The 18,758-nt window shown below is 63.5% G+C and carries 18 protein-coding genes; 8 read left to right on the forward strand and 10 right to left on the reverse strand.

Translation table 11 applies throughout. The features are described from left to right. Positions 1 to 73 precede the first annotated feature (73 nt). From nirB to QMA15_RS15410, 3 genes are all read right to left on the reverse strand, one after another. Positions 74 to 2,575, reverse strand: coding sequence for a nitrite reductase large subunit NirB (gene nirB, locus QMA15_RS15400; protein ID WP_069145898.1), 2,502 nt, complete (start codon positions 2,573 to 2,575; stop codon positions 74 to 76). Positions 2,576 to 2,624: 49 nt separating this feature from the next. Beyond that, positions 2,625 to 4,025 (reverse strand): nitrate/nitrite transporter, encoded by a 1,401-nt coding sequence (locus tag QMA15_RS15405; protein WP_085989607.1) that lies wholly within the window; start codon positions 4,023 to 4,025, stop codon positions 2,625 to 2,627. Between the two features lie 113 nt (positions 4,026 to 4,138). Continuing rightward, positions 4,139 to 5,401, reverse strand: coding sequence for an MFS transporter (locus QMA15_RS15410; protein ID WP_070796175.1), 1,263 nt, complete (start codon positions 5,399 to 5,401; stop codon positions 4,139 to 4,141). A 93-nt stretch (positions 5,402 to 5,494) separates the two neighbouring features. Between QMA15_RS15410 and QMA15_RS15415 the strand changes: the two genes are divergently transcribed. Continuing rightward, on the forward strand, positions 5,495 to 6,175 hold the full coding sequence (locus tag QMA15_RS15415) for a FadR/GntR family transcriptional regulator (protein ID WP_020907120.1): 681 nt from the start codon (positions 5,495 to 5,497) through the stop codon (positions 6,173 to 6,175). Here QMA15_RS15415 and QMA15_RS15420 read toward each other — a convergent pair. Genes QMA15_RS15420 through QMA15_RS15430 form a run of 3 tightly spaced genes read right to left on the reverse strand, consistent with a single transcriptional unit; the run spans position 6,172 to position 9,353 of the window. Continuing rightward, positions 6,172 to 7,026: a TIGR02569 family protein gene (locus QMA15_RS15420; protein ID WP_007731227.1), complete on the reverse strand. Its 855-nt coding sequence runs from the start codon at positions 7,024 to 7,026 to the stop codon at positions 6,172 to 6,174. The genes QMA15_RS15415 and QMA15_RS15420 overlap by 4 nt on opposite strands. Before the next feature lie 45 nt (positions 7,027 to 7,071). After that, positions 7,072 to 8,259 carry an adenylyltransferase/sulfurtransferase MoeZ gene (gene moeZ / locus QMA15_RS15425; RefSeq protein ID WP_019747808.1) on the reverse strand — a complete coding sequence of 396 codons (1,188 nt, stop codon included), beginning with the start codon at positions 8,257 to 8,259 and terminating at the stop codon, positions 7,072 to 7,074. Positions 8,260 to 8,306: 47 nt separating this feature from the next. Then, entirely contained in the window at positions 8,307 to 9,353 is a 1,047-nt protein-coding gene (locus QMA15_RS15430) for a DUF3152 domain-containing protein (RefSeq protein ID WP_153212496.1), read from the reverse strand. A 329-nt stretch (positions 9,354 to 9,682) separates the two neighbouring features. Here QMA15_RS15430 and QMA15_RS15435 point away from each other — a divergent pair, with 329 nt between their 5' ends. After that, entirely contained in the window at positions 9,683 to 10,354 is a 672-nt protein-coding gene (locus QMA15_RS15435) for a TetR/AcrR family transcriptional regulator (RefSeq protein WP_003942309.1), read from the forward strand. Between the two features lie 69 nt (positions 10,355 to 10,423). Here the strand turns inward: QMA15_RS15435 and QMA15_RS15440 are convergent, their stop codons facing one another. Both QMA15_RS15440 and QMA15_RS15445 read right to left on the reverse strand, forming a co-directional pair. Then, positions 10,424 to 10,654 (reverse strand): DUF3107 domain-containing protein, encoded by a 231-nt coding sequence (locus QMA15_RS15440; protein WP_003942312.1) that lies wholly within the window; start codon positions 10,652 to 10,654, stop codon positions 10,424 to 10,426. A 107-nt stretch (positions 10,655 to 10,761) separates the two neighbouring features. Continuing rightward, complete coding sequence (locus QMA15_RS15445) at positions 10,762 to 11,457, reverse strand: ferritin-like fold-containing protein (protein ID WP_029255047.1); 696 nt, start codon at positions 11,455 to 11,457, stop codon at positions 10,762 to 10,764. Positions 11,458 to 11,857: 400 nt separating this feature from the next. Here QMA15_RS15445 and QMA15_RS15450 point away from each other — a divergent pair, with 400 nt between their 5' ends. Together QMA15_RS15450 and QMA15_RS15455 are read left to right on the forward strand one after the other, a co-directional pair. Beyond that, positions 11,858 to 13,462 (forward strand): DEAD/DEAH box helicase, encoded by a 1,605-nt coding sequence (locus QMA15_RS15450; RefSeq protein WP_243617270.1) that lies wholly within the window; start codon positions 11,858 to 11,860, stop codon positions 13,460 to 13,462. A gap of 9 nt (positions 13,463 to 13,471) precedes the next feature. Further along, complete coding sequence (locus tag QMA15_RS15455) at positions 13,472 to 14,674, forward strand: PQQ-binding-like beta-propeller repeat protein (RefSeq protein WP_070796174.1); 1,203 nt, start codon at positions 13,472 to 13,474, stop codon at positions 14,672 to 14,674. Between the two features lie 15 nt (positions 14,675 to 14,689). On the opposite strand, the gene QMA15_RS15460 is transcribed toward QMA15_RS15455, so the two are convergent. Next, positions 14,690 to 15,487: an AAA family ATPase gene (locus QMA15_RS15460; protein WP_003940948.1), complete on the reverse strand. Its 798-nt coding sequence runs from the start codon at positions 15,485 to 15,487 to the stop codon at positions 14,690 to 14,692. A 71-nt stretch (positions 15,488 to 15,558) separates the two neighbouring features. On the opposite strand from QMA15_RS15460, the gene QMA15_RS15465 reads away from it, so the two are divergent. Both QMA15_RS15465 and QMA15_RS15470 read left to right on the forward strand, forming a co-directional pair. After that, a complete protein-coding gene (locus QMA15_RS15465) occupies positions 15,559 to 16,182 on the forward strand; it encodes an acid phosphatase (RefSeq protein WP_019747801.1) in 624 nt (207 codons plus the stop codon). Positions 16,183 to 16,199: 17 nt separating this feature from the next. Further along, complete coding sequence (locus QMA15_RS15470) at positions 16,200 to 16,679, forward strand: GNAT family N-acetyltransferase (RefSeq protein ID WP_269577732.1); 480 nt, start codon at positions 16,200 to 16,202, stop codon at positions 16,677 to 16,679. A 26-nt stretch (positions 16,680 to 16,705) separates the two neighbouring features. Here QMA15_RS15470 and QMA15_RS15475 read toward each other — a convergent pair whose 3' ends face one another. After that, positions 16,706 to 17,176, reverse strand: coding sequence for a hypothetical protein (locus QMA15_RS15475; RefSeq protein ID WP_020907115.1), 471 nt, complete (start codon positions 17,174 to 17,176; stop codon positions 16,706 to 16,708). A gap of 41 nt (positions 17,177 to 17,217) precedes the next feature. Here QMA15_RS15475 and QMA15_RS15480 point away from each other — a divergent pair, with 41 nt between their 5' ends. Both QMA15_RS15480 and QMA15_RS15485 read left to right on the forward strand, forming a co-directional pair. Continuing rightward, complete coding sequence (locus QMA15_RS15480; protein ID WP_020969228.1) at positions 17,218 to 18,174, forward strand: diacylglycerol kinase family protein; 957 nt, start codon at positions 17,218 to 17,220, stop codon at positions 18,172 to 18,174. Between the two features lie 255 nt (positions 18,175 to 18,429). After that, positions 18,430 to 18,684: a WhiB family transcriptional regulator gene (locus QMA15_RS15485; protein WP_003940950.1), complete on the forward strand. Its 255-nt coding sequence runs from the start codon at positions 18,430 to 18,432 to the stop codon at positions 18,682 to 18,684. Positions 18,685 to 18,758: the final 74 nt, after the last annotated feature.

Raw genomic sequence — 18,758 nt, forward strand, 5'->3', positions numbered from 1 at the left:
TCCGGCGACAACGTCGCGCGGGTTCTTGTCTACGTTTCTACGGACCCCGTGTTTCCCACGGGTTACGCGACTATTACCGGCGCGTAGGGATGCTCGGCATACCCATCAGGACCGGAACCTTGCGCACTCCGGTCTCGTCGAACACAACCGTCGGGTCGGCTTCTTCCGGTGCGTTGACGAACGAGACAAACCTCGACAACTTCTCCGGATCACCCAGCACACCAGCCCATTCGTCCTGGTAGCCCTCGACGTGCTTGGCCATCAGAGCCTCGAGTTCTTCGCCGATTCCCAGGCTGTCTTCACAAATAACGGCCTTGAGGTGATCGAGTCCGCCTTCGAGTGATTCGACCCACGGCGCCGTGCGCTGGAGGCGATCGGCGGTGCGGATGTAGAACATGAGGTAGCGGTCGATGTACTTGACCAAGGTTGCGTCGTCGAGGCCTCCGGCAAGCAGCTGAGCGTGTTTGGGCGACTGTCCGCCGTTGCCGCCCACATACAGATTCCAACCGTTCTCCGTCGCGATGACGCCGACGTCCTTGCCACGCGCTTCGGCGCATTCACGAGCACATCCCGAGACGCCGAACTTGATCTTGTGCGGCGAACGCAGGCCGCGGTAGCGGTTCTCGAGGTCGACGGCCATTCCCACCGAGTCCTGAACGCCGTAGCGGCACCAGCTCGAACCGACGCAGCTCTTGACCGTCCGCAGGGACTTGCCGTACGCCTGACCCGATTCCATCCCGGCGTCGACGAGACGCTTCCAGATCGCGGGCAACTGTTCGACACGAGCCCCGAACAAGTCGATGCGCTGACCGCCGGTCACCTTCGTGTACAAGCCGAAGTCACGCGCCACCTCACCGATGACGATGAGCTGCTCACCCGTGACCTCGCCGCCAGGCATACGAGGTACCACGGAGTACGTACCGTTCTTCTGGATGTTCGCGAGGAAGTGATCGTTGGTGTCCTGCAACGACGCCTGCTGGCGGTGCAGGATGTGATCGGAGTCCGTCGATGCCAGAATCGAAGCGACTACGGGCTTGCAGATGTCGCAACCGGCGCCCTTGCCGTACTTGGCGATCAGCGCCGAGAAGGTTCTGGTCTGCGTCGACTGGACGATCTGGAACAACTCGGCCCGCGATTGAGCGAAGTGCTCGCACAGTGCCTTCGACATCACGACGCCGGAATCGGCCAGCAGCTGCTTCACAGTGGGAAGGCAACCGCCACAGGTGGTTCCGGCGCTGGTGCACGCCTTCACCGAAGCAATGTCGCATGCGCCTGCCGCGATTGCGCCGCAGATGGCTCCCTTGGTCACCGCGTTGCACGAGCACACCTCGGCGTCGTCGGGCAGCGAGCCTGCACCCGGCTTCTCCCCCGCCGGCGAGATCAATGTCGCCGGGTCACCGGGTAGTTCGCGACCGACCAGCGGGCGCAGCGACGCGTAGGCCGATGCGTCACCGACAAGAATGCCGCCGAGCAGGATCTTCGCGTCATCTGAGACCACGAGCTTCGCGTACGTCCCCTTGGACGCGTCGCTGAGGACAACTTCGAGAGCGCCCGGTGAGGTCGCCATCGCGTCACCGAAACTGGCGACGTCGACGCCCATGAGCTTGAGCTTGGTGGACATGTCGGCGCCCGGGAAATCCGCGGCGCCGCCGAGCAGACGATCGGCCACGATCTCGGCCGTCGTGTAGCCGGGAGCAACCAGACCGTAGCAACGGCCTTCCACCGCAGCACATTCTCCGACGGCATAGATGTTCTCGTCCGAAGTCACGCAGCCGAGGTCGGTCAGGATGCCGCCGCGCTCCCCCACTGCGATGCCGGCGTCGCGGGCCAGCTGATCACGCGGACGAACTCCGGCGGAGAAGACGAGCAGCGACGCGTCGATGGTGGAGCCGTCGGAGAGTTCGACCACAATTCCGTTGTCGGCCTGCGAGATTCCCGCCGTCCCGACTCCGGTGTGAACGGTGAGACCGAGTTCGGTGACGAGGCGAGCGAGCAGTGCGCCGCCGCCCTCGTCGACCTGCATCGGCATCAATCGCGCATTGTGTTCGACGACATGTGCCGTCATTCCCATGAGCGAGAGAGCATTTGCCGCCTCGAGTCCGAGAAGACCGCCGCCCACCACGACGCCGACAGCGCCAGGACCCGCCTTCTCGGCGGCGGCCCGGATACCGTCGAGGTCGTCGAGGGTGCGGTAGACAAAACATCCGTCGCCGTCGTGCCCCGGTACGGGAGGCACGAACGGATACGAACCGGTCGCCATCACCAGAGCGTCGTAGGAGATCGTCTCGCCGGTTGTCGTCGCGACCGTGCGTGCATCTTTGTCGATCGAGAGCGCGCCTTCCCCCACTCGGAGGTCGACCAGGCTGTCGCCGACGTAATCGTTGCCGGCCAGTGCCAATTCCTTGGGGTCCCACGCTCCGACGTACGAGGACAGCCCGACTCGGTCGTACGCTGCGTACTGCTCGTCGCAGAGTACGGTCACCGACCAGTTGTTCGCTTCGTCGCGCGAACGCAGTGCCTCGACGAATCGGTGTCCGACCATTCCGTGTCCGATGACAACAACCGACTTGCTCATGACGCCTACTTCCTGAGGTACGAGATAGTTCTGAGATTCTGCGGACCGCTCACGCCGTGACTGCGACCTTCGCCTCGTCGACGTCTGTGGTCAGCGTCGACGGCTTGCGCAGGAAGACGAACCAGGTGACTGCGATGCAGGCGATGTAGAAGGCCAGGAACACCCAGAAGGCCATGGTCGCCGACTTGGCGGGGCTGCTGTACGACGCGCGCAGCACCAGGTTGATGCCTACGCCGCCCAAACCGCCTACCGCACCGGCAAATCCGATGAGAGCACCGGAGATACTGCGCGACCACGTTGCCTTCTCGCTTCGATCCATGTGGTCGAAGCTCTGAGCCTTCGCCTCGAAGATCGCCGGGATCATCTTGTAAACGGATCCGTTTCCGATGCCGGAGAGCAGGAACAGGGCGATGAATCCGAGAACGAATGTCACCATGATTCCGGCGCTGGCGACGCCCGCGGTGTTGTCGTCCATCGTTCCGGCCGTCACGAGGATCGATGCAGCGAATGCCATGGCGACAAACGTCCACATGGTGATCTTGCCGCCGCCGATCCGGTCGGCCAGTTTGCCGCCGAGGGGGCGAGCGATCGAACCGAGGAGAGGACCGATGAAGGCGATCTGTGCTGCATGCAGCGCGGCCGCGGCCGGAGTGGCACCGCCGGCGAGGAAGTTGATCTGCAGAACCTGACCGAAGGCGAAGCTGAATCCGATGAAGGAACCGAACGTACCGATGTACAGGAAGCTGATCACCCACGACTCGGAGAACTTGAGCGCCTTGGCCATCGAGCGCAGGTCCGACTTCTGGTTGCCCAGGTTGTCCATGAACAGCGCGGCACCGACGGCAGCAGCGGCAATGAACACGAGATAGACAGCGCACACGATCCACGGAGCACGGTTACCGACGGTGGCGATCACCAGCAGACCGATCAGCTGGATCATCGGCACACCGATGTTGCCGCCGCCGGCATTGAGACCGAGCGCCCACCCCTTGAGGCGTTGCGGGTAGAAGGCATTGATGTTGGTCATCGACGACGCGAAGTTGCCGCCGCCGATACCTGCAGTGGCCGCTACCAACATGAACGTGGTGTACGACGCACCCGGATTCATCATCAGGTAGAGCGTGAGAAGTGTTGGTACGAAGAGGAACAGCGCACTCATGACGGTCCAGTTGCGACCACCGAACCGTGCGGTGGCAACCGTGTATGGAATGCGGAGGACCGACCCGACAAGTGTGGGCACTGCGACGAGGAAGAACTTTCCGGCCGCGTCGATGCCGTAGATATCCGTCGGCATGAACAACACCATCACGGACCAGATCGACCAGATCGAGAAGCCGACGTGTTCGGCTACCACTGACCAGATCAGGTTCCGCTTCGCGATGTCCTTGCCGCCGGATTCCCAGGCGTCGACGTCCTCTGCATCCCAATGCTCGATGTAATGACTCACCAGGGCCTCCTGAATATGTTGGAGACCCAAAGGTAGAAAACGGTTATTGCGCCGGTGCTGCGTGCGATGACCGCGAAGTCAATTGATCCTCACCCGGTAACAAGACCGGGTGTGAGCTAGTTTTTCGCAGGTGCGTGCCAGGAATCCTCGAGCATCCGAGGCTTGCATGCCTGGTAGGCGCCCAGGAGCACCACGATCACAGCGACGACGAGCAGACCGAACGGCGCAGCGTATCCACCGGACACGTCGTGGAAAACGCCGAACAGGAGCGGACCGAGGCAGGCAACGGAGTAGCCGATGCCCTGGGTGAAGCCGGACAGTGCCGAGGAACCGATGTGCGAACGAGTACGCAGGTTGATCAGCGTGAGCGACATCGGGAACGTGCTCGGACCGAGGCCAAGGACGACAACCCACACGACCGGCGCCGCCATCGGGGCAAAGTACAGCCCGCCCATGCCAACCAGGTAGCAGACGGCACACGCGATCACGACAGGGAAGGGATTGGCCATGCGGGCGCACAGGGTCGGCGCACCGAACGCTGCGACGAGCCCGATCACCGAGAACATTCCGACCATCGTTCCGCCGAAGGCATCACTGGCTCCGGCGTCACGAAGGATCGAGGGAATCCACGTGAACATCGAATACGTGATCAGTGAGGTCATGCCGAACATGCCGGCCATCCCCCAGGCCACGGGAGAACGCCAGACCTGACCGCGTGGCTGTTCTGCCACTGCCGCAACCGAATCCGATGCATTCTCGACGGACCCGGCTGCGTTCGCGCGAGCCTTGCGCGAGCGAGCGAGGGTGATCAACCACGGCACTGCTGCGGCGAAGCCGAAGGCGGACCACCAGCCGATCGAGAACCGCCACCCGAAGGCGTCGGCAACCGGGACTGCGACGAACGCCGGAACGATGGTGCCGATCTGCACGGCCACGATGTAGACCGAACTCATGGTGGCGAGGCGATCCGAGAAGTACCGCTTGACCAACGGCGGGATCACGACATTGCCGATTCCCATGCCTGCCAGTGCCAAAGCCGAGAGGGCCAGCAACGACCATGTCTGAGACATCATGGCGCGCAACAGCATTCCGACGCCGGCCATGAGCATCGCGACGAGGGCCGTTCGCTCGAGCCCGATACGTTTCGCGATGGCGGGAGTGATGAGACCGAAGATGGCGAACATTGCGGTCGGAACCATGCCGAAGACACCGACGATCGAGGCGGAGAAGCCGATCTCGTCGCGAATCTCGGCCGCCAAGGGCGAGAACGAGGTCACCGCAAGTCGAAGTACGAGCGCAGACATCGCAATCGCTGCGAAGACGAGCACACGGCCTTGTATCAACGAGCGGGTTTCGGTTCTCTCCAGTTGAGCAGTCACCGGCAAATCATAGGATGACCGGACGAACTCGCACAAGCGCGGTAATCTAACGTCACATTCACACCACTTACCCGGACCCGAGGAAACAACCACGTGCAACCCGTTCGACGCGCAAGTCTCATCTCGCAGGTCACCGAACAACTCCGCAACGAGATCCGGAGCGGGACCTGGCCGATCGGTTCCAAAATCCCCACCGAACCGGAACTGTCGGAGCTGACCGGGACCGGTCGCAATACCGTGCGCGAGGCGGTCCAGGCGCTTGTTCACGCCGGAATGCTGGAACGTCGTCAGGGATCGGGTACCTACGTCGTTGCTGTCTCCGACCTCGGTGGCACTCTCGGCAACTACTTTGCCGGTGCCCACCAACGGGACGTACTCGAACTTCGGCGCGCACTCGACATCACTGCAGCCACCCTCGCCGCCGCACGGCGAACCGAAGACGACATCGCCGAACTGACGCGACTACTCGAGCTTCGCACCGCGTCATGGGAGGGTCAGGACATCGACGCTGCCACCACCGCGGACGTCGCCCTGCACCGAGCAATCGTCGCGGCCAGCCACAACGAGGTCTACCTGGAGTTCTACGACTCCCTGCTCCCGGTCATCGAGACCACGATCCAACAGCACATCGATGCAACCGGCGAAGGATTCCACTCGCAGCACGCGAACCTCGTCAACGCTGTCGTCGACGGAAACACCGTGGCCGCCTCGAACGCCGCACGCGAGCTGTTCGAGGGCCTGGTCTCGGACTTCGGTACCGGCGCCCCGATCTAGAGCAGCAAGCGCACGATGTCGGAAGTACGGGCCAACCCCGGGAACGCGTCCGCCGTCGAGCGCGGATGCAGAACATGAACTGCCAAGCGGAACATCACCGCACGTAGAAGCATCTGCGGCCACTCGGGAAGGTCTTCCCACCGGCCGACCAGTGCCTCGTCGGCACCGCCCCACGAGATCGCGTCGACCACAGCGACGGCAGCGGCCCACGCAGCCGGTCGCCAATACGGCGTGATGTCGGTGATTCCGGGGGCCATACTGCCCGAGAACAGCACCGTCCCGAACAGATCGCCGTGCACGAGCTGGTCCGGGCTCTGCACCGGCTTCCGCAAAGTAGCGAGCCCGGCAATCAGTTCCAGACTTTTGCGACCGTCCGGAGTGGGCGTCTCGAGTTGCTCGACGCCCTTCGCGATCCTCAGCGGAACCGTTTCCCATGCCGCGCGATCAGCGGCGACGAAGACGTCGACCTCGGCCCACGGCGGCACCGGCGGTTGTGCAAGGAAGCGCGGGCGCTCGAGCGAGGCCGTCGCCGCATGCAGTCGGCAGGACATCGAGACCACTTCGTCGTGACGTGGTTCCGGCGATCCGACGATGAATGTGTCAGCGCGCCAGCCCGAGACGACGTAACGACCGTCAGTCGAACGCACCGGTCGAGCCAGCCGAACGCCGTCGACTTCGAGGTTCTCTCGCACCTTCGCCGACCACGCTGCGCGGGCATGATCCGCGACTGCTGAAAGGACGACGTCTCCACACAGCCACCCGCCGTCCCAATCCGCACCGAGTGGGATGGGATCGACTTCACGGAGGCCGAAGGTGGAGCACACGTGCTGGGGAGGTTGGCCTGTGCTCACACCCCAACGCTACCGGTGCGCGGCGCCGCCTCCCGCGAGGCGCGCCTAGTAGACCGGCAGACTCGCATCCACCTGGTTCGCCCAGGCGATCGCGCCGCCTTGAACGTGAACTGCGTCGGAGAAACCGGCGTTCTTGAGAAAGGCCAGTGCCTCGGCCGAACGAATGCCGGTTTTGCAGTACAGAACTATCTGCTTGTTCTGCGGCAACGTCGCCAGAGCTTCACCGGAAAGGATGCGGTCCTTCGGGATCAGCACCGCCCCCGGCAGATGCATGATGTCCCATTCAACCGGTTCTCGTACGTCTACCAGCTCGATCGATCGTCCCTCGCCGATCATGGCCTCCAACTCCGGCGCCGTGATCGTCGAGCCGACAGCAGCAGCGCTCGCCTCTTCGGACACGACACCGCAGAACGCGTCGTAGTCGATCAAGGCGGTGACCGGCACGCGGGTCGGATCACGCTGAAGGCGGATCGTCCGGAACGTCATCGCAAGAGCGTCGTAGATCATCAGGCGCCCGAGAAGCGGTTCGCCGATCCCCGTGATGAGCTTGACCGCCTCGGTCGCCATGATCGAACCGACGGTCGCAGGCAGGACTCCGAGCACACCACCCTCGGCGCACGAGGGGACCATGCCGGGCGGCGGCGCCTCCGGGTAAAGATCGCGATAATTCAGTCCCGCGCCGTCCGGGGCGTCTTCCCAGAAGACCGAGACCTGCCCTTCGAAGCGGTAGATCGAGCCCCACACGTACGGCTTTCCGGCGATGACGGCGGCATCGTTGACGAGGTACCGCGTCGCGAAGTTGTCCGTACCGTCCAGGATCAGGTCGTACTCCGAGAACAGTTCGACCGCGTTGGAGTTGTCCAGGCGGAATTCGTGCAACCGGACGTCGACGTGCTCGTTTATCTCGAGAATCGACTCCTTCGCGCTGACCGCCTTCGGGCGTCCGACGTCGGAGCGTCCGTGAATCACCTGACGCTGCAGGTTCGACATGTCGACCTCGTCGAACTCGACGATCCCGATGGTGCCCACTCCTGCGGCCGCGAGATAGAGCAGTGCAGGCGAACCCAATCCACCGGCGCCGATGAACAGGACTCGCGCATTCTTGAGCCGCTTCTGGCCGGTCATGCCTACGTTCGGGATGATCAGGTGCCGGCTGTATCTGGCAACTTCCTCCCGGCTCAACTCGGCTGCCGGCTCCACCAGTGGTGGCAATACGACGGGTGTTGCAGACACCGCGAAACACTCCTAGTTCAAGACGAGATCTGGGATTCTCGATCCGGTCACGCTCGGGGGTACGGCCACGGATTGAAGCGGCACGTGAGTCCGTTCATCGGAACGACGCCCTCGGGATCAAGCCTAGCGATGTCGTTGTTCGCGGTTCCGAAGGTCTGCTGCATCATGATCGGTGCGAGTCCACCTTCGGTCTCGCACGGCTGATGGGCGGCGTATCCGATGGCATGGCCGACCTCGTGATTGATCTGATACTGCCGATACGAGCCGATGTCACCCTGGAACGAAATGGCGCCTCGCACCCAGCGCGGTTCGTTGAGCAGGACTCGGTCCATGCTCGGGTTGTAGCAGGATCCTTCGAGTTCGATCTCGTATCCGCAGCCTTCACGGATAGTCATCTGCGAGGTCAAGGAGATCCGGAAGTCCGGCTCGCCTGCGTCGACGCGCCGGAACGCGACCTTGGGGTCATTGGTCCAACTCTTCGGGTTGGCCAGTGTCTGATCGACCATGCGTCCGTACGATTCGTCACCGCCGAAACCGGTCGTGTCGACGCCGTCCTCGATCTCGACCGTGTACGTGAACTCGCGTTCGGTTCCCTGTCCGACCTTGCCCGTCGTGCCCGGTACGACGTGCCACGTTCCGCCGCCCGCGACGGTGAACGGACCACCGTCGGGGAGAGCGCCGGACGGTATCGACGACGCAAAGGTTCCGTCTCCGGCCGGCGGCGCACCGATGACGTCGGTTCCGTCGGTGCTGTGGGCGAGGTCGGCAGTGGCCGACGTCTTGCTCGCGGTGTCCGTGGCGTCCGGACGTACTGCGTCGACGATCACAAGGATGGTGAGCACCACGAGAACCGGAATCGCGTAGGCCCGCCAACCGTAGGTCGAGACGAAGCGCCCGAGCTTGCTCTGCTTTCGCGCTGCCCGGTCGGGCCGCGGATTACGCGGGGTTCGGCCCACTTCTCGTTTGGTCGGATCCCACTGGGCACGCAAGGGCTGATGGGAGGAAATGCCGCGATAGTCGCGTTCGCCGTAGGCACGATCATCCGGCACCTCTGGCCGACGTTCGTCGCGGGGCGCTCCAGTTCCGCTACGCATTCGACGTTCCTCACGTTCAGGGTTCTGCGTAGTTCGTCCACGCATGCGCGGTCCCCCTGGGTCAGTCACGTCGTCCAGAATCTCACACACGGCAAGTCGCTCGCCCGGGCTGACCGAAACATGCTGGTCCTGGCGTGTCATGGCAACCCGTCATGTAACGAGAAAGACCGCTGGTCTCGCTCACCGAGGCACGCGCGACTCGCCCGGGCGACACACGGTATCGTTCATTCGGCTACGACCGGTGTGACGGAGGATACTGGCGGGTACGCACACGCGACTCGCGGATCCGCGCGCCGACCGAATTTACTTTTGCTCAGATTGGAAGCGACATGACAGAACTCGCGGATCGGACAGACTCCGATCGCGGTACAACGGCTGGCAAGCCTGCCGGAACACGTCGCAGCACCCGACTCCCCCGCGATGCGCGCCGCCTCCAGCTCCTCGCAGCTGCAAGTGAGGTATTCGTCGCGAACGGGTACCACTCGGCCGGTATGGACGAGATCGCCGAGTGTGCCGGTGTCAGCAAGCCAGTCCTGTACCAACACTTTCCAGGCAAGCTCGAATTGTATGTCGCAGTCCTGCAGAGTTATGTCGACAGCCTCATCTCGGGCGTACGCCAAGCCCTGCGATCGACGACGGACAACAAACAGCGTGTCCGCGCCGCAGTCCAGGCGTTCTTCGACTTCGTCGACAACGACTCGCAGGGCTTCCGCCTGGTGTTCGAGTCCGACATCATGGGCGAACCTCAGGTCCAGACACGCGTGGAACAAGCCACCGAAGCCTGCGTCGACGCCGTGTTCGACCTGGTCAGTCAGGATTCCGGACTCGATCCGTATCGCGCGCGCATTCTTGCGGTCGGTCTAGTCGGTGCCAGCCAGTTCACGGCGCGGTACTGGCTCGAAGCCGCGCGGCCGATCCCCAAGGAAGAGGCCGTGGAAATCACCGTGACACTGGCGTGGGGCGGTCTCTCACACGTGCCGCTGCAGGCCGAAACCAAGTAACCGGAACCCGAACGAGAATGGGCGGGCAGTCTCACGACTGCCCGCCCATTCTGCTGTTACAGCTACGCGTCAGACAGTAGGCGCGAATCCGACCTTGCGGATATCGGACGGACCGATCTCCACGTACGCCACACGAGAAGCCTGCACCAGGAACTTGCGGCCCTTGTCGTCGACGAGAGCCAGAACCGGCTCGCGGCCACCGAGGACAGCCGCGACCAGTGTCTCGACCTCGTCAGGGGTCTGTTCGCTGTTGACGATGAGCTCACGCGGGCTGTCGATTACACCGATCTTGACCTCCACGGTCAACCTCCGAACTGTTCGTGAATTACATCCGTTGTCGACGCAAGGCTAATGCAGCAGCGACCGCCCACGCTCCTCTGCACGCTGTGCCCAGAGCGAACAGGCACCTAGACGAGTCCGAGAATCGCCATCCGCTCGGCGTGCTTTGCCTGCATACCGTCGAACAACGCGACAACTCCGTTGAGGTCACCCGAGGCCGAGATCACCAGATCCGTGAGGTCCTCACGCTGCGCCAGCACGAACTGCGCCTGCGTGATTGCTTCACCCAGAAGACGGCGTCCCCACAACATCAGCCGGTCCTTGGCGCGGGTGCTGGCCTCCACTGCTGCCTTCACCTCGAGCACCACGAACTCCGAGTGGCCCGTCTGGGACAGCACGTCCTCGACGATCTCGGCGACATCCGCCGGGAGGGAGTGCCCGATCTCGCGGTAGAAATCGGCAGCGATTCCGTCGCCGACGTACGCCTTCACGAGCGATTCCAGCCACGTCGACGGTGTCGTCGACGCGTGATAATTGTCGAGAGCACGAACGAACGGGTCCATGACGGCAAAGATCTCGTGGCCACGTTCCGTCAGCGCCGTTTCCAGAGTCTCGAAGTGGTCCATCTCGGCGGCGGCCATGCTGGCGAACGCCACCTTGCCTCGCAGGTCCGGTGCCATTTGTGCGTCCTCCGCCAACCGGTAGAACGCCGAAATCTCGCCGTAGGCGAGAACGGCAAACAAATCGATCACGCCGGGGTGATCGGAAGCGACTCGGCCTCCGGTTCCAGCGTCCGTCGAAGCATCAAGATCGTGTGCGCCCATGACTACGAACTGTAGTGCTTCGACGGCCGACGCGACCGCCAAGGACCGCATGTCCGATTCGGTGATCTTCGACATGTCATCGCGAGGGGCGGACAACGTGCAGCTACAATGGTCTTGGGAGTTCGCCAGTTCCCCCGGCTCTTATGGTTAGCCGGGACGGCTGCTTTAGGTCAGCCGACACGACTGTGCTCACGCGGACCCCACCGATAATGTGCGCGCACCTGCATCGACGGTTGTTGCCCGCTTCGCCGAGATCTCCGGACGGTTCGAATTCGTCCGAGTGGAATTCAGTGCTGAGGCGTAGGCATGACCGAAGAAAAAGAGGGCATCGACATCGGCCGATTTACGGCCTGGCCCCTTACCTTGTGCGTGCGTACCGCCACGAGGAAAGGCTAGTCCCCTGAGCAAGATCACTGTCGACCACGAAGACGAAGCAACCGAGAACACCGTTTCCGTCCAGCTCGACGACACCCATGTACCCCCGAGCTTCGCCGAACTCGGTGTCCGCGACGAAATCGTCCGCGCACTGAACGAGATCGGCATCGAGCGCACCTTCGCCATCCAGGAACTCACCCTTCCGTTGGCTCTCGCCGGTGACGACCTCATCGGTCAGGCCCGCACCGGAATGGGCAAGACCTTCGGTTTCGGCGTCCCGCTCCTGCATCGCATCGTCACCGCCGAGAACGGCACGGCTGTCCTCGACGGCACGCCTCGCGCTCTGATCATCGTTCCCACCCGCGAGCTGTGCATCCAAGTCGCTCGCGACCTCGAGAACGCCAGCAAGTACCTCCGAGTCGGCGACCGAGGTCTCCAGGTTCTGCCCATCTACGGCGGTCGGCCGTACGAGGCGCAGATCTCGGCACTGCAGAAGGGCGTCGACGTTGTCGTCGGCACCCCGGGTCGCCTGCTCGACCTCGCCAACCAGTCACACCTGATCCTGGGCAAAGTGGGCGTTCTCGTCCTCGACGAGGCCGACGAAATGCTCGACCTCGGATTCCTCCCCGACATCGAACGCCTCATGGGCATGGTCCCCGACAAGCGTCAGACGATGCTCTTCTCCGCCACGATGCCCGGCCCGATCATCACCCTGGCTCGCACCTTCCTGACGCAGCCGACGCACATCCGCGCCGAGGAAGCCGAATCCTCCGCCGTGCACGACCGCACGAGCCAGCACATCTACCGTGCGCACGCTCTCGACAAGGCCGAGATGGTCGCCCGTGTTCTGCAGGCCGAAGGCCGCGGCGCGACGATGATCTTCACCCGCACCAAGCGCACAGCCCAGAAAGTCGCCGACGATCTCGCCGAGCGCGGCTTCTCCGTCGGTGCCGTCCACGGTGACCTCGGACAGATTGCCCGCGAGAAGGCCCTGAAGGGCTTCCGCAACGGCAAGGTCGACGTGTTGGTCGCTACCGACGTCGCCGCACGCGGCATCGACATCGACGACGTCACCCACGTCATCAACTACCAGTGCCCCGAGGACGAGAAGACCTACGTCCACCGCATCGGTCGCACCGGCCGCGCCGGACGCACCGGTATCGCCGTCACGCTGGTCGACTGGGACGACATTCCTCGCTGGCAGCTCATCGACAAGGCACTGAGCCTCGGAATCCCCGATCCGGTCGAGACGTACTCGAGCTCGCCGCACCTCTACGAAGAGCTGTCGATTCCGGCCGACGCCAAGGGCACTGTTCGCAGGGCCAAGCCCGCCCCTGAGAAGGCTGCAACCGACAAGGCGGCAACGGACAAAGCAGACGCGCCGAAGACGGCCGACGCCGACGGCAACGAAGAGAAGGCCGCGCCTCGTCGCAACCGGACTCGCCGCCGTACCCGCGCCGGTGCTTCGACCGACGCCGCGACGTCCACCACCGCCGGCGCCACCACAGCTCCCCCTTCGGCACCGGCTGCAACCGCTACCGAGAACTCGGACGAAGACGGAGCGGCCAAGCCGCGTCGCCGTCGGCGTCGTCGCCCCGCGGCTTCCGCGACGGCAGGCGCCGCAGAGTAAGCTGCCGATGTGCTGGCTCCCGAAAGGCGTACTCGCTCAGATGTGATCGGTGCGCTGGCAATCGCGCTGGCAGTAATCGTGGCGGTGACTGTGGTGTGGTTGCGCAGTGATGCGCGCGGAACCACCTCGGTCACCGCCGAATCTCCACTCCCACCTCTGTCGACGTCGGTGTTGTTACCCGACATCCTGAAGCAGACGTGGGAATCTCCCAGTGCCGACTCGACGGCACCGATCACCGTCGGAAATGCCGTCGTCACCGCCGACGGTTCCGACGTGATCGGCCGCGACCCGGCAACAGGCGAAGAAGTGTGGCGATACGCGCGCAACATTCCCCTGTGCGGTGCGATCGGTTCGTGGGATCGCGTCGTCAGCGTCTATCAGGACAATCGCGGTTGCTCTCAGGTCACGTCACTGGTCGCCGACACCGGCGCCCGAAAGGACCAGCGCAACAGCGACGCCGATTCCGCGGTCACCTTGTCGGCGGACGGCACCTATCTGATCTCACGCGGCAGTGAGCGAATGGAACTGTGGCGCTCGGACCTCGTCCGAACTCTCGAGTACGGCAGGGTCGACGCGAAGGTCAATCCCAACAAGCAACCCCGCACCGGATGCACGCTGCTCGACGCTGCGTCGAGCGCAAACCGAGTCTCGGTACTCGAGCGTTGCCCGGGTGAAGCCTCCAACAGGTTGACGGTGATGAACCCCGCACCGAAGGACGCCCAGGAACCCGAAGAATACGGATCATCGATTCTCCTCGGCTCCGAAGGCGCCCGCCTTCTTGCCGTGGCCGGCGAGAAGACGGCGGTCTACCTCCCTGCCGCCAACGGAACCGCTTCTCGCATCACCATTTTCGACGGAACCGGCAATCCGATCGTCGACTATCCGATCGAGGGAGCGGTGACCGAAGGGGCCCGCACCCACGCCGACAAGGCTTCGATCACGTGGTGGACCGGCTCTCAGACGGTCAACCTCCGCCTGAGCGATCTGGCTCCGACGTGGATCGTCAACGGAACGTCAGGGCCCGGAAGCATGGTCGCCGGTCAGATGCTCATCCCTGTTCCGGGCGGCATTGCAGCCGTCAGCCCGTCGGACGGAGCGGTGCAGCGCATGATCGCAGTCGACCGCGGTGAGACGACGACGCCGATCGTGCTCGCCAGTGCGGGCGAGACGATTCTGGAACAGCGCGGCGATACCTTGTTTGCGCTGCGCTAGAAGCTCTCGCCTTCCTCAGAGCGCCAGTTCCGGCGCGAAAGTCACGACTTCATTTCCAGCCCAGTGCTTTACGAGATTGTCGGCGAGTTCTCGATAGGCATCCGCGCCCTTGTTCTTTCGCCCGGCAAGGACCGTCGCGCCGGAAGCAGAGGCCTCGGCGAACTTGACGGTGCGTGGAATCGGAGGCGCCAGAACGGCGAGGGAGTAGCGGTCACTGACGTCAGCGAGTACGTCGCGACTGTGCGTGGTTCGAGCGTCGTACAGAGTCGGAAGTGCGCCGAGCAGAACAAGATCCGGGTTGGTGATGGCTTGGACTTCACGAACCGTACGCAGCAACTGTCCGACGCCGCGGTGTGCGAGGGTTTCGCATTGCAGTGGAACCAGAACCGACTGCGCCGCAGTCAATCCGTTGAGTGTGAGCACACCCAACGACGGTGGGCAGTCGATGATGATGACGTCGTAAGAACCCAGGAGCGGAGACAGCGCCCGCTTGAGCGCGAACTCTCGACCGGGTCGCATCAGGAGCAGCGCTTCGGCGCCCGCGAGATCGATGGTGGCCGGCAGGAGATCCATACCGTCGTCCGTTTTCAGCACGGCGTCGACCGCGTCGAGATCACCCGCCAGGACCTCGTTGACCGAACGCTCGAGGCGATCCGGGTTGTGTCCGAGCGAGAACGTCAGGCAGCCCTGCGGGTCGAGATCCACCACCAGAACTCGTTGTCCGAGCGCGGACAAAGCCGCACCGAGAGAAGCGACGGTAGTGGTTTTAGCCACGCCGCCCTTTTGATTCGCCACTGCGAGAACCGTCGTCACACGTAGATCCTTGCGCACTTCGCGCCAGGAGGCGAGCTACACACGCGAGGCAGCCTGCAATGATGGTCGACATGACCTCCCAGTCCGCCCCCTCGTCGATCCCCCTCGGTGCTCGCGTCGTACTCATGCGCCACGGTGAAACCGAGTGGGCACGCACCGGGAAACACACGGGCCGGACCGAGGTTCCGCTGACTCCGCTCGGCGAGATGCAGGCAACCGCGACCGGAAATCGCTTGCGAACCCTCGACCTCCGGAACCCCATGATTCTGACGAGTCCGCGGCTGCGCGCACAGTTGACGGGTGATCTCGCCGGCCTGCCGGAAGAGCGAACCTGGGATGCACTTTCCGAATGGGACTACGGCGACTACGAAGGCCTCACGACGCCCGAGATCCGCGCAACGGTGCCCGATTGGACCGTCTGGACACACCCGTGCCCCGGCGGCGAGCAGACCGATCAGATCCATGCCCGCACCGACATGGTGCTGTCGATGGTGCGTTCGCAGCTACCCGAGCGGGACGTGATCCTGATCGGGCACGGCCACTTCTCCCGCGCGCTCATCGCCCGCTGGCTCGAGCTCCCGGTCACCGAAGGAAAGCGTTTCGCGTTGTTCCCGGGCGCTTACACGGTTCTCGGTTACGAGCACGGCGCCAGCCACCTCGTCCATCACAACGTGCCGCCGCTCGTGGAGGCTTGAGGCTTAAGATTCTCCCCATGATCCGACGCGCCACGCCCGCAGACGTCCAGCCGATGACCGACATGATCTACGAGTTGGCGGACTACCAGAAGGCCCTCGACGAGTGCACCGTGAAGGCGGAACAGATCGGCGAGGCATTGTTCGGGCCGGCCGCGACGGCCTTCGCGCACGTCGCTGTGAATTCGGCTGACGACGTCGTCGGCATGGCGCTGTGGTTCCGCAATTTCTCCACGTGGGACGGCGCCCACGGCATCTACCTCGAAGACCTGTACGTCAAGCCCAGCCAGCGCGGATCAGGCCACGGAAAGGCTCTTCTGGCCGCGCTCGCCAAGGAGTGCACCGACAACGACTACACCCGGCTGTCCTGGTCGGTGCTCAACTGGAACACGCCCTCGATCAAGTTCTACGAGTCACTCGGTGCCGACGCGAAGACGGAGTGGACCACGTATCGCCTGACCGGCACCCACCTCGGAGCTCTTGCCGCCGAAGCTGAGTAGGACTGAAGCGGGGTAGGCGTTCCGTCCTACTTGTCCCGCGGCTCTTCGGTCTCGTCCGGGTGTCCCTCTTCCGGCGACACCTCGTCTGCGTACGCTCCGTACTCCGCTGCCATCCATCGAGACGTCGGAGCCGAGAACAGGCAGCCCAGAGCGCCGAGAACGACGACACCCAGAACGATGCCGAGCGGCACCTGATGCGAATCGGTCAGGAGCGACCAGGCGACCGGTAGGAGCAGCAACTGCGCGACGACGGCGATTGCCCGGCCCCACCGGCGACCCGTCAGCAAGGCGATACCGGCTGCCAACACCGCGCCGCCGAGGATCGCGACCCACGCGGCAAATCCGTATCCGTTGGTGACGCTCTGATCGTGGCCGGTCGCGCCGCGAATCACTGCGACGATCGCGAACCCGGCGGCAACCAGCCCTTGCAGCGTCACGAGGGCACCTGCCCATGTGACTGTCTTGGGCAGGGCGTTCGGACTGGCGGTATTCGGCACGAGGCCAGCCTAGAACACGACACCGGATAGGCTCATGCCCCGTGCGCGCACTGCTGATCGTCAACCCCAATGCCACCTCCACCACCGCTGCCGGTCGTGACCTGTTGGCACACGCCCTCGAGAGTCGGGTGCGACTTACTGTGGCGCACACCACACATCGGGGACACGCTGCCGAACTGGCGCGCCAAGCCCACGAAGACGGCTTCGGCTCGGTGATCGTCCACGGCGGCGACGGAACGGTCAACGAAGTGGTCAACGGACTGCTCGGGTCACCGCATCCCGCGTCGATGAAATCGGTTCCGGTCGGTCCGATCCCGACGATCGCTGTCGTCCCGGGAGGCTCGGCAAACGTTTTCGCGCGCTCACTCGGTATTGCCGCCGACCCGATCGACGCCACAAACCAACTCGTCGATCTACTCTCGGAACGAACGAGACGCCGAATCGGGCTCGCACACTGCGACAACCGTTGGTTCACGTTCAACGCCGGAATGGGCCTCGACGCCGATGTATGCGAGGCCGTCGACGCCAGCCGTAAGAACGGTGACGCCGCCACACCCGCCCGGTATGTCCGAACCGCAATCGCGGCGTTCTTCCGTGCCAAGCGAGCCGAGCCCGCCCTGACAGTCCACCTCCCCGATCAGGATCCCGTCTCCGGAGTCCACTACGCGTTCGTGTCGAACTCGAGCCCGTGGACATATCTGGAAGAGCGTCCCGTACACACCAATCCGGGAACGACCTTCGACAGTGGACTCGGCATCTTCGCTATGACGAGCACCAAAGTCCTACCGTCTCTGCGGGTTGTGCGACAGCTCCTCGCACGCGGCGCAGAACCGAAATCGAAGGTCCTTCTACGCACCGACGACGTCCCGACAATCACCATCGAATCGTCGCGACCGATCGGACTGCAGATGGACGGCGACTACATCGGACTTCGCGAAAAAGTCGAATTCACCTCGGTCCCGGATGCACTGGAAGTGTTCGCACCGATTCCGACGTGAGTCAGGCAACACGTTTGACCTGCAAAAACTCTGGTGCCGAATAGTCGAAATCGGGTAAAATGCCGGTGACGCCCAGGTGGCCGTCAGGTGTGTCACAAATTAGTGAGTTGGCCCACGAACCCGTTCAAACCTATTGACATACCGCGAGTTCGTGAAAGCATTCACAAGTAACAGTGCGGAAACATTGATGACGCACACACAAACTCATTGGTACCAAATGGTGTGAATACACACCCAATTAAGGAGCGAAAAAAGATGGACTGGCGCCACAACGCAATCTGTCGCGACGAGGATCCCGAACTGTTCTTCCCGGTGGGAAACAGTGGACCGGCCCTCGCTCAGATCGCTGATGCCAAGGTTGTCTGCAACCGCTGCCCCGTCACCGCCGAGTGCCTGTCCTGGGCTCTCGAGTCCGGTCAGGATGCAGGCGTCTGGGGCGGAATGAGCGAAGACGAGCGCCGCGCACTCAAGCGTCGTAACGCACGTACCCGTGCACGCACTTCCGTCTAGGTAGAACCGAGACGTTCGACTCGCGGCGGAGAACAGCCCCTCCGCACAGTCGAAGACGACAGCCCGACACCACA

Source organism: Rhodococcus sp. APC 3903 (assembly GCF_030407755.1).
Taxonomy (GTDB): domain Bacteria; phylum Actinomycetota; class Actinomycetes; order Mycobacteriales; family Mycobacteriaceae; genus Rhodococcus_F; species Rhodococcus_F erythropolis.